The 1,681-nt window shown below is 55.9% G+C and carries 1 rRNA gene; it reads left to right on the forward strand.

Going from position 1 to position 1,681, the window contains the following annotated elements:
• Positions 1 to 950: 950 nt before the first annotated feature.
• Positions 951 to 1,681, forward strand: a 16S ribosomal RNA gene (locus tag ACPA54_RS38970); the annotation flags it as partial.

Raw genomic sequence — 1,681 nt, forward strand, 5'->3', positions numbered from 1 at the left:
TCTAGCGCCCCCCGTAGATGGGCATAGCGATAGCAGCGTACGCCAGGGCCTTCGGCCAGGGCCTCCCTATAGCGCTTCTAGCCTCTAAAGCCTCCTGGTGGCGCCTGTGTCGGGGTGCAGGGTAAGGCCTACCCTGAACCTACCCTGTACCATCTGGGGGCGGCGGCAAGGGCAAAAGAAATACGTGGGCTGGCTGCTGGCAGGCCTGGGGGCGCGCTGGTGCCGAGAAACCCGGCGCCGAGAGGGGGGGGTGGTGCGTTGTTGGAAATGTATGTTCGTGAGTCGATTTTTTGGATTTGCCATACAAATGAATTTTGCGGGAAATCAAAAGTGGCCAACGAGTGCCGGGTGGCGGGGGCGCCCCACCAGAGAGCTCGGAGGGTATGTGAGAGCGGGTGGCCAGTCGAGCAATCGGCCGGCCACAACACAACCGCAATCAAACAACTGTACCATATCTTGAAGACTTTCATTGCGTGGTCCCTTGAACAGGCTTGCAGGCTCCGGTCTCGCTAGCGAGGGATTCATAGTGTTGGTCGGCCCCCACGAAACCGGTCGCTCAGGCTTCACGGCGTACTGGGGATGCCCTGAAGGCGACGAATGCCCCGGCAATCGCCGCTGTAGGGATGGGTTCTGTGGATTACTGGCCTCTGGCGAGTTCTACCATCGAGCAACGGAAGGCAACCACGCCCGCCGGACGCCGCAATGGCTGAAGTCGGGCGCTGAGTCCTTCTCCTGGCGTGCCCCAGGCCACACGCCGCCCGTTCGGGCTCAGTGTGGTCGACGGCTTCGCTGGGGAACACATGAGTGGGAAAGCGGATTGCCGGCTCGCACGGCGCCCACGGCTCCTGCCGCAGGTGCTTTGCCCGGCGCGTCTCCGGACGCCACCCAGTGAACTTGACATCTCTCCGGCGCTGCTCGCAGCACCGGTTGCCGTTTTTCCGCGGCGGACGATAGTTATCTGGTTGATTCTGCCAGTAGTCATATGCTTGTCTCAAAGATTAAGCCATGCATGTCTAAGTATAAGCAATTATACAGCGAAACTGCGAATGGCTCATTATATAAGTTATCGTTTATTTGATAGTACCTTACTACTTGGATAACCGTGGTAATTCTAGAGCTAATACATGCTAAAAATCCCGACTTCGGAAGGGATGTATTTATTAGATTAAAAACCAATGCCCTCTGGGCTCTTTGGTGATTCATGATAACTTCTCGAATCGCACGGCCTTGCGCCGGCGATGGTTCATTCAAATTTCTTCCCTATCAACTTTCGATGTTTGGGTATTGGCCAAACATGGTTGCAACGGGTAACGGAGGGTTAGGGCTCGACCCCGGAGAAGGAGCCTGAGAAACGGCTACTACATCCAAGGAAGGCAGCAGGCGCGCAAATTACCCAATCCCGACACGGGGAGGTAGTGACAATAAATACTGATACAGGGCTCTTTTGGGTCTTGTAATTGGAATGAGTACAATTTAAATCCCTTAACGAGGAACAATTGGAGGGCAAGTCTGGTGCCAGCAGCCGCGGTAATTCCAGCTCCAATAGCGTATATTAAAGTTGTTGTGGTTAAAAAGCTCGTAGTTGAACCTTGGGCCTGGCTGGCCGGTCCGCCTCACCGCGTGTACTGGTCCGGCCGGGCCTTTCCCTCTGTGGAACCTCATGCCCTTCACTGGGTGTGAC

It is taken from the genome of Uniformispora flossi, assembly GCF_049534875.1.
GTDB classification, from domain to species: domain Bacteria; phylum Actinomycetota; class Actinomycetes; order Streptomycetales; family Streptomycetaceae; genus Yinghuangia; species Yinghuangia aomiensis.